The sequence below is a fragment of the Desertihabitans aurantiacus genome (assembly GCF_003344635.1).
Taxonomy (GTDB): domain Bacteria; phylum Actinomycetota; class Actinomycetes; order Propionibacteriales; family Propionibacteriaceae; genus Desertihabitans; species Desertihabitans aurantiacus.
The window spans coordinates 1-9,389 of the sequence record NZ_QPKK01000158.1; the positions used below are offsets into that span (position 1 = coordinate 1).

10 protein-coding genes are annotated in these 9,389 nt (G+C 73.8%); 1 reads left to right on the forward strand and 9 read right to left on the reverse strand.

Translation table 11 applies throughout. The features are described from left to right. A partial coding sequence (locus DVA66_RS12910) for a hypothetical protein (RefSeq protein ID WP_198671728.1) occupies positions 1–732 on the forward strand: 732 nt, incomplete at its 5' end. Between the two features lie 73 nt (positions 733–805). On the opposite strand, the gene DVA66_RS12915 is transcribed toward DVA66_RS12910, so the two are convergent. The 9 genes from DVA66_RS12915 to DVA66_RS12955 all read right to left on the reverse strand — a co-directional run. Next, on the reverse strand, positions 806–1,549 hold the full coding sequence (locus DVA66_RS12915) for a succinate dehydrogenase/fumarate reductase iron-sulfur subunit (RefSeq protein WP_114560460.1): 744 nt from the start codon (positions 1,547–1,549) through the stop codon (positions 806–808). A gap of 43 nt (positions 1,550–1,592) precedes the next feature. After that, the gene (locus DVA66_RS12920; RefSeq protein WP_114560465.1) at positions 1,593–3,608 is read right to left on the reverse strand and encodes a fumarate reductase/succinate dehydrogenase flavoprotein subunit; all 2,016 of its coding nucleotides are present in this window, start codon (positions 3,606–3,608) and stop codon (positions 1,593–1,595) included. Positions 3,609–3,706: 98 nt separating this feature from the next. Then, a complete protein-coding gene (locus DVA66_RS12925; protein ID WP_114560461.1) occupies positions 3,707–4,414 on the reverse strand; it encodes a succinate dehydrogenase cytochrome b subunit in 708 nt (235 codons plus the stop codon). An 85-nt stretch (positions 4,415–4,499) separates the two neighbouring features. Further along, positions 4,500–5,057, reverse strand: a complete 558-nt coding sequence (rimM, locus tag DVA66_RS12930) for a ribosome maturation factor RimM (protein ID WP_114560462.1) — start codon at positions 5,055–5,057, stop codon at positions 4,500–4,502. Between the two features lie 4 nt (positions 5,058–5,061). Then, positions 5,062–5,316, reverse strand: coding sequence for an RNA-binding protein (locus DVA66_RS12935; protein WP_114127980.1), 255 nt, complete (start codon positions 5,314–5,316; stop codon positions 5,062–5,064). Between the two features lies 1 nt (position 5,317). Beyond that, positions 5,318–5,779 (reverse strand): 30S ribosomal protein S16, encoded by a 462-nt coding sequence (gene rpsP / locus DVA66_RS12940; protein ID WP_114560463.1) that lies wholly within the window; start codon positions 5,777–5,779, stop codon positions 5,318–5,320. A gap of 199 nt (positions 5,780–5,978) precedes the next feature. Next, positions 5,979–7,076, reverse strand: coding sequence for an amidohydrolase family protein (locus DVA66_RS12945; protein ID WP_232821940.1), 1,098 nt, complete (start codon positions 7,074–7,076; stop codon positions 5,979–5,981). Between the two features lie 58 nt (positions 7,077–7,134). Further along, complete coding sequence (locus DVA66_RS12950) at positions 7,135–8,289, reverse strand: Gfo/Idh/MocA family protein (protein ID WP_114560464.1); 1,155 nt, start codon at positions 8,287–8,289, stop codon at positions 7,135–7,137. Positions 8,290–8,330: 41 nt separating this feature from the next. Then, positions 8,331–9,389 (reverse strand): glycosylhydrolase-like jelly roll fold domain-containing protein (locus tag DVA66_RS12955; protein ID WP_198671729.1); only part of this gene is annotated, 1,059 nt, incomplete at its 5' end.

Here is a 9,389-nt window from a genome sequence, read left to right on the forward strand (position 1 = left end):
CGGCTGGGCGACCGGCGCCGGGTCCGCCGTCGGCAGGTCGTCGGCGGGGTGGCGGCGGTGGCCGTGCTGGCCGTCGGCGCCGGCGTCCTGGTGGCCCAGGTCCTCGGTGCACCGCCGTCCCAGCCGATCGCGCCCTCCCCCGCCGTCACCGCCAGACCCGCCCCGGGCCCCGGGGACCGGCTGGAGGACGCGGAGGTGCCCCGGCTGGAGGACTTCGAGTGGAGCGAGGGCGTCACCTTCGACGGCTACCGGGCCTCGGTGGTCGACGACGTGGAGATCTCCCGCTGCCAGCAGGCCGGCACCGGCAGCCTCGGCGCCACCGACACCCGTCTGGTCGAGGTCAGCTCCGACGTCACCGCGGCGGCCGTGGTGATGGCCTTCCCCGACGAGGCGGCCGCCGGGCGGGCGTGGGCGACGTTGCAGCGCTGGGGTGAGGAGTGCGGCTCCACCCTGGAGCAGGAGGGCACCCCGCCGGTGGTCGGCCCCGATCCGCTCGACGTCCCGGTGCCGCGGGGGCGCGCCGGCTACGTCTCGGTGGCCGTCGACGCCGGCGACGAGGCAGGCCTGTGGGTGGACTACGGCACCACCCAGGTCGGGGACCGGGTGGTGCTGGCCACCTTCGAGAGCGTCGGCCAGGACTTCAGCTGGGACGCCGAGCCCGGTGGCCCGGTCGGCCAGACCTACCCGATGATCCGCACCCTGCAGAACATGAACGAGCGGCTGGTCCGCTGACCGTCCCAGCACGCGCCGAGGGCCGCCCCCGGACGGGGACGGCCCTCGATGCCGTGGCTGGACGCCGGTGCGCTCACTCCCCGCGGAGCAGCGCCCCCAGCATGTCGCGGTTGAGCTGGCTGATGGTGTCGAACGGGATGCCCTTGGGGCAGACCGCGGTGCACTCGCCGATGTTGGTGCAGCCGCCGAAGCCCTCCTCGTCGTGCTGGTTGATCATGTTCAGCACCCGGGAGCCCCGCTCGGGCTGGCCCTGCGGCAGCAGCCCCAGGTGGGTCACCTTGGCCGCGGTGAACAGCATCGCCGAGCCGTTGGGGCAGGCGGCCACGCAGGCGCCGCAGGCGATGCAGGTGGCGGCGTCGAAGGCGTGGTCGGCGTCGGCCTTCTTCACCGGGGTGGAGTGGGCCTCGGGCGCGGACCCGGTGGGGGCGCTGATGTAGCCGCCGGCGGCGATGATCCGGTCGAAGGCGGAGCGGTCGACCACGAGGTCCTTGACCACCGGGAAGGCGTCGGCCCGCCACGGCTCGACGTCGATGGTCTCGCCGTCGTCGAACGAGCGCATGTGCAGCTGGCAGACGGTGGCCCGCACCGGGCCGTGGGCCTGCCGGTTGATCATGACGCCACAGGTGCCGCAGATGCCCTCACGGCAGTCGGAGTCGATCGCGATCGGCTCCTTGCCCTCCAGGGTCAGGCGGTCGTTGACGACGTCGATCATCTCCAGGAAGGACATGTGCTCGCTGACGTCGGGGACCTCGATGGTCTCCATGTGGCCCTCGGTGTCGGGCCCGGCCTGGCGCCACACGCGCAGGGTGATGTTCACGACTCGTTCCCTCCTCGGAGCCGGCGCGGGGGTGTCCCGGCGCTCACTTGTAGCTCCGCTGCTTCATCTCGACGAACTCGTAGACGAGATCCTCCTTGTGCAGCACCGGCTGCTGGCCGGTGCCGGTGAACTCCCAGGCGGCGACGTAGGCGAACTGGTCGTCGTGGCGCAGCGCCTCGCCGTCCTCGGTCTGGGACTCGGCCCGGAAGTGCCCGCCGCAGGACTCGCGGCGGTGCAGGGCGTCCACGCACATCAGCTCACCCAGCTCGAGGAAGTCGGCCACCCGGCCGGCCCGCTCCAGGGACTGGTTGAGGTCGTTGCCCGAACCCGGCACCAGGACGTCGTTCCAGAACGCCTCGCGGAGCTCGCGGATCATCCCGATGGCCTTGCGCAGGCCCTCCTCGCTGCGCTCCATGCCGCAGTACTCCCACATGATCTGACCGAGCTCGCGGTGGAAGGAGTCGACCGTGCGGGTGCCCTTGACCGAGAGCAGCTTCTGCACCCGGTCGGTGACCTCGGTCACCGCCTCCACCGCGGCCGGGTGGGTGTCGTCGATCTTCTCGAACGGCCCGTCGGCCAGGTAGTCGGCGATGGTGTTGGGCAGCACGAAGTAGCCGTCGGCCAGCCCCTGCATCAGCGCCGAGGCGCCCAGCCGGTTGGCCCCGTGGTCGGAGAAGTTCGCCTCACCGGTGACGAACAGCCCGGGGATGGTCGACTGCAGGTCGTAGTCCACCCACAGCCCGCCCATCGTGTAGTGCACGGCCGGGTAGATCCGCATCGGCGTCTCGTACGGGTCCTCGCCGGTGATCTGGGCGTACATGTCGAAGAGGTTGCCGTACTTGGCCTCGACGGCCTTGCGGCCCAGGCGCTTGATGGCGTCGGCGAAGTCGAGGTAGACCCCCAGCCCGCCCGGGCCCACGCCGCGGCCCTCGTCGCAGACCGCCTTGGCCGCCCGGGAGGCGATGTCGCGGGGCACCAGGTTGCCGAAGGCCGGGTAGCGGCGCTCCAGGTAGTAGTCGCGCTCGTCCTCGGGGATGTCGCGCGCCTCGCGGGTGTCCTCACCGGACTTCGGCACCCAGATCCGGCCGTCGTTGCGCAGCGACTCGCTCATCAGCGTGAGCTTGGACTGGTAGTCGCCGGAGACCGGGATGCAGGTGGGGTGGATCTGGGTGTAGCAGGGGTTGGCGAAGTAGGCGCCCTTGCGGTGGGCCCGCCAGGCGGCGGTGACGTTGCTGCCCATCGCGTTGGTGGAGAGGAAGAACACGTTGCCGTAGCCACCGGTGGCCAGCACCACCACGTCGGCGAAGTGCGTCTCGATCTCACCGGTGGTGAGGTCGCGGACCACGATGCCGCGGGCGCGGCCGTCGGCGACGACGAGCTCGAGCATGTCGTGCTTGGCGTACATCGTCACCGTGCCGGCCGCGATCTGGCGCTCCAGGGCCTGGTAGGCACCGAGCAGCAGCTGCTGGCCGGTCTGGCCGCGGGCGTAGAAGGTGCGCTGCACCTGCACGCCGCCGAAGGAGCGGGTGTCGAGCAGGCCGCCGTACTCGCGGGCGAACGGCACACCCTGGGCCACGCACTGGTCGATGATGTTCGCGCTGACCTCGGCCAGCCGGTAGACGTTCGACTCGCGGCTGCGGTAGTCCCCGCCCTTGACGGTGTCGTAGAACAGCCGGAAGGTCGAGTCGCCGTCGTTGCGGTAGTTCTTCGCGGCGTTGATGCCGCCCTGGGCCGCGATCGAGTGCGCCCGGCGGGGGCTGTCCTGGTAGCAGAAGCTCTTCACCTGGTAGCCGCTCTCGCCCAGCGTGGCGGCGGCCGAGGCCCCGGCCAGCCCGGTGCCGACGATGATGACGCTGAGCTTGCGCCGGTTGGCGGGGTTGACCAGCTTGGCGCCGAACTTGCGCTCCGACCACCGCGACTCGATCGGCCCGCCCGGGGCCTTGGTGTCGGCGATCGGGTCGCCGAGGCTGAAGTAGGCGTCGGCGTCGGGCAGCTGCTGCTGCTCCGGACCGGAGGGAGCGTTCTCGCTCACCGGGAAGGTCGACTCCTGCTCGGCCATGCCCTCGGCCTCGCGGCCACCGCGCGGGTCCATCGGCTGGTCGTCGCGGTCGGTGCTGTCGTAGCTCTGCCCGGGGTTCTCGAACGGGTTGTGGTCGGTCACTGGATCACTCCCAGGAGGACGCTGAAGGGGACGAGGAGGAAGCCGACGGTGATGACCAGTGCGGTGACGATCGAGAGCACCACGATCACCTGCCGGGCGGTGGCGGTGGTGCCGGCGCCGAGGGTGTAGAGCGCGCTGGCGACGCCGTGGCGCAGGTGGAAGCCCACCGCGAGCAGGGCGATGACGTAGAGCGCGACCACCCACCACACGGAGAACCCGGCGACCAGCCGGCCGTAGGGCGAGGGCGAGGAGCCGCCCGGCTCGATCCAGTGCCAGGTCAGGTGCGCCAGGTGGTAGACGACGAACAGGGCGATGACGAGACCGCCGCTGCGCAGCGTGAAGGAGGCGTAGGTGCGCTGGATGCCGCGCCGGTTGCGCCTGGTCTCGTAGCGGTTGACCCCGGCCGAGGTCCAGGACCGCCGGGCCAGCAGCACCGCCGCCCAGATGTGGGCCACCACCGCGACCAGCAGCACCACCCGGATGATCCACAGCGCGCCGCTGGGCGGCAGGATCGGCTCGCCGAGCTCGCGCAGGTGGTGGGAGTACTCGTCGAAGGCCTGCATCCCCGAGAAGGCCTTGAGGTTGCCGTACATGTGGGCGAGCAGGTAGCCGACCATGATGAGGCCGGAGACCGCCATGATGACCTTCTTGGCCACCGTCGAACGCAGTGCCCTGCGCTGCGCCGAGATCGTCGTCGTTGCCACAGCCTCACCTTAGTTCTCCGCCAGGACCCCCGAAACCAAGGTGGTCCTCGCGTGCTCGACGTCACGTTCGTCCGACGACCGGGGGCTATGCCTCGAGGTCGTCCAGCAGCCCCTCGACGTCGGCCAGCCGCACGTGGCCGGCCTCCAGGTCGACCTCGGGCACCAGCGCCTCGACGAAGGGCACCAACCGGCGTCCGCCCTCGACGTCGACCTCGAGCAGGTCCTGGCCCGGCAGGTGCACGACGCCCCGGACCGTGCCGGCACGCTGCCCGGAGGCGTCGAGCACGGCCAGGCCGACCAGCTGCCGGTCGTAGTACTCCCCGGGCTCCTCGGGCTCCTCGTCCTCCTCGACGCGGACCACCAGCAGCAGCTCCCGCAGCGCCTCGGCGGTGTCGCGGTCGTCCACCCCGTCCAGGCGCACCAGCAACCGGCCCTGGTGCCAGCGGGTGCTGTCCACCGTCACCGTCCGCTCGACCGGCCAGTGGTCCAGCCCCGGACGCGCCGCGGCGCTCCGCACCAGGTGCACGGCGGCACCCGGCGCGAAGCGCCTCATCGGTTCGTCGGTGCGCAGCTCGATGCTGAGCTCACCCCGCACGCCGTGCGGTCGGCCGACCCGGCCGACCACCACGTCGACTGCCGTCACCGGCTCAGCGTCCGCCCCGCCGGGGACGGTCGACGTCGACGAAGTCGACGCGGATCCGGTCCCGTCCGGCCAGGGCGGTGATCACGGTGCGCAGCGCGCTCGCCGTGCGCCCCTGGCGACCGATCACCTTGCCGACGTCGTCGGGGTGCACGCGCACCTCGAGCATCCGTCCGCGGCGGCCGTCGACGTCACGCACCCGCACGTCGTCGGGGTGGGTGACCAGGCCGCGGACCAGGTGCTCCAGCGCGTCGGCCAGCACCTCAGGCCTCGGTGGAGGACTCGTCGGTCGAGGTCTCCCCTGCGCCCGTCTCGGCCGCGGCGGCCTCGGTGGAGGTCTCGTCGGCCTTCTTGCGGCCGCTGAACGCGGCCACGCTGGGCTCGTCGGCGGTGTCGGCCAGCGCGGCGTTGAACAGCGCGGTCTTGTCCCTCTTCTCCGCCTGCGGGTCGATGCCCGACGGGGAGGTGTCGCCGGAGAACTTCTGCCAGTCCCCGCTGCGCTTGAAGATGGCGACGACGGCCTCGGTCGGCTGGGCGCCGACGCCGAGCCAGTACTGGGCGCGCTCGGAGTCGACCTGGATCACCGACGGGTCGTTCTTCGGGTGGTAGAGCCCGATCTCCTCGATCGCCCGGCCGTCGCGCTTCTGGCGCGAGTCCATGACGACGATGCGGTAGTGCGGCGAACGGATCTTGCCGAGTCGCTTCAGACGAATCTTGACAGCCACGGGTGTGGTTTCTCCTGGTGGTTCGGCCGGGACGGCCCCGGCGCGGTGGGTGAGCAGTCGGCGCGCTGGTGGGGCAGCGCACGTCAACCCGGGTGGACCAACGCTGCGCCCGGCGGAGAGAGGGCACCAGGGCAGCACGGATGCGCGGGCCATTCTGCCAGAGCCGGACGCCGCCACCAAACGCCGTGGGCCGGCGCGCTCACACCACGCGGCCGCGCAGCACCACCCGGCGAGGGGAGGCCAGGACCCCGGGCTCGACCCGCGGGTCGGCGTCGAGGACGACCAGGTCGGCGGGGGCGCCCGGGGTGAGGCCGGGATGGCCGAGCCACTCCCGCGCCCGCCAGGACGCCGCCCCGAGGGCGCTCCCGGGACCGACCAGCCGGGCCAGCGCCGCCACCTCGCGGGCGATCTGCCCGTGCGGCAGGAACCCACCGGCATCGGTGCCGGCGTAGACCGGGACGCCGGCCTCGACCGCCCGGCCGATGGTGTCGAACCGGCGGGCGTGGAGGTCGTCCATGTGGGCGGCGTAGCGGGGGAACTTCTCCCGGCCCTGGGCGGCGAAGCGGGGGAAGTTCTCCAGCTGCACCAGGGTCGGCACCAGCGCGACCTGCCGCTCGGCCATCTGCGCGATGACGGCGTCGGTCATCCCGGTGCCGTGCTCGACCCCGTCCACCCCGGACGCGACCAGCTCGGCCACCGCCTGCTCCGAGAACACGTGCACGGTCACCCGGCAGCCCAGCTCGTGCGCCCGCTCGACCGCCGCGGCGGCGACGTCGGTGGGCCACAGCGGGGTGAGGTCGCCCACGGAGCGGTCGATCCAGTCCCCCACCAGCTTGATCCAGCCGTCGCCGCGGGCGGCCTGCCGCTCCACCGCCGCGACCAGTCCGTCGGGCTCGACCTCGTCGGCGTAGTCGCGCAGGTAGCGCCGCGGGCGGGCGATGTGGCGACCGGCGCGGACCACCCGCGGCAGGTCGTCCCGGTCGTCGATCCAGCGGGTGTCGGCCGGCGACCCGGCGTCGCGGAGCAGCAGGACGCCGGCAGCCCGCTCGGTCAGCGCGTGCTGCTCGGCCCGGGCCCGGTCCACCGCGCCGGCGGCCTCCAGCCCGACGTGGCAGTGGGCGTCGACCAGGCCGGGCAGCACCCAGCCGCCGTCGGCGACGGTGCTGGCTCCGGCGACCGGACCGTCGACCAGCCGGCCGTCGGCCACCCAGAGGTCGGTCCGCTCACCGGTCTCGACCAGCACGACGTCGCGCAGGTGCAGCGGTTCCGGCGGCGGGATCGGGTCGGGGTGGCTCACGCCCGGCAGCCTAGGACCACCGCAGCGGACGGGCGCGCCCCGCGCCCCCGACGGAGGGTCAGGCCGTGGTCGCCCCGGCCCGCGCCCAGGGCACGCCGAGCTCGGTGAAGGTGCGTCCCTGCCGGACGGCCTCCTGCGCCCAGTGCTCGACCTGCTCGACCTCGGGGTGGCGGTCGGCGCCCTCCCCCACCCAGCGGACGCCCGAGGCGGGGATCGGGACCGGCGTCGTCCGGCCGACGGCGTCCATCACCCGCATGAACGCGCCGGTGCTGACCAGCGGCACCATCAGCTCGACCTCGCCCCGCCGGGCGGCGAGCAGGTTGGCCAGCGGGTCGGTGCGGGTGACCGCGACGGTGCGGCTGCCGTCGGCGGTGGTGACCTCGATCCGGTCCTCGGTGTAGAGGTAGCGGGCCCGCCCCCGCTCGCCCACCACCTCGACCCACGGGTCCTGCTGCACCGGCGAGCAGAGGGTGAGCGCGCAGGTGACGACGTCGCCGCCGGTGGTCCGCACCCGCACCACCGAGGTGTCATCGGCGTCGATGGCGTTCGCCCGGAACAGCTCGACCCCCACCTCGTCGACGTCCTCGGCCCGGCGGCAGCCCACCACGGCCAGCGCGGTCGCCACCGCGTGGGCCAGCGGGTTGGTCACCACCCCGTCCACCACCGGACGCCCTTCGAGGGTGCGCCGGCCCGCCCACGGCGAGCGCGACCAGTAGCCCAGCGTGCGCAGCCACAGCCCGACCGCGCCCACCTGCTGCAGCGCGCCGAGCCCGAGGGCGTCGGAGCCGAGCAGGTCGGCGCCGTCGGTGGCCAGGCTCTGGAAGCCGACCTGCACCAGCCGGCCGGTGCTGCGCTGCAGCTCGAGCAGCCGCTCGAAGTCCGACCAGACCGCCACCGGCGGCTTCTCCAGCAGGACGTCCGCCCCGGCCTGCAGCGCCAGCGTCGCCAGCTCGGCGTGCTCGGCGATCGGTGCGGCGATGCTCACCACATCCACCCTCCCGGACGCCTGCAGCGCCTCGGGCAGGGTGCCCAGCAGCGGAACACCGGCGTCGGGTCCGGCCAGCTCGCCGACGAAGGGGTCGACGACGGCGACCAGCTCGGCCTCGCCGCGCTGCTGCGCGGCCGCGATCCGCTCGCGGTGCACCCGGCCGAAGCCGGAGGCGCCGACCTGGACGATGCGGGCGGGGGCGTTGGTGGGCGCGGCGGGGGCCATCACTTCTCCTCAGACGTCACGGGTGGGCGGCGGTGTGCGGGTCAGCGGGGCGGGGTCGGCGCGTGCACCCGCAGGGTCGGCACGGCGAGCAGTCCCGAGCGCACGCTCTCGGCCGCCCGGTCCAGCTGCTGCATCCGGAACCGGCGGCCGTCGCGCCGCTCGGCCTCGGCGGCCAGCCGGTGGATCTCCTCGTCGACCGACAGCGCGTTGGCGGCGGTGTTGGCGACCTCGACCGCGACCTCGTTGCGTCCCGGCCGGACGGCGTCGGTGACGTCGACCCGGTACGGCGGGCACCACAGCACCCCGCACGCGGTGCCGTTGACCTCCACCGCCGCGACCTCCCCGACCGGTCCGCGCACGCGGGCCCGGTAGGACGGGCCGACCAGCCCCTCGTCGGCGCCGGCGTCGCCGACCGGCGTCACCCCGCCGAGGTCGAGGACGACCCGGGCGCCGTCGGGCAGGGCGTCCAGCTCGACGGTGGTGGTGTAGCGGGCGGTGCCGGAGAACCCGGGCCGGCCGGTCTCCTCCCACACGTGCGGCAGGTCCACCGGGGTCGGCGCCTGCTCGGGGAAGGTGACGGCCCAGCCGTCGGCGAGGGGGGTCGACGACCCGTCCCCGGCGGCCGGCGGGGCCGGCTCGGCGGGTGCGGGGGCGTCGCTGAGCAGCAGCGCGGTCGCCTGGTAGGGCTCCAGCTCCAGCGCGATCCCGTCGGCCAGCGCGCCGGCGTGCACCAGCCGTCCGGTCACCGGGTCCCACTGCTCGTAGCGGGTGTGCCGGCTGCTCGAGGTGAGCGAGCGCTGCAGCGGCTCCGGGCTGGTGTTGGCCAGCAGCACCACCTCGGCCTCGGCGGTATGGCGCACCACCACCCCGAGCGAGGGCGCGCGGCGGTCGGGCACGAGCAGCGGTCCGACGACCTCGCCGAGGGCGGCGGCCAGCGACCCGGCGGCCACCTCGCGGCCGCCGACGCCGACCGGGCTGCCGACCCGCAGCACCGTCCCGCCGCCGTCCTGCACGGCGGTCAGCCAGGCGTGGGTGCGCTCGGGGACGGTGGTGGTGGCCGGGACGACGACCACCGGGTAGCGGGCCGGGTCGAGCCCGTC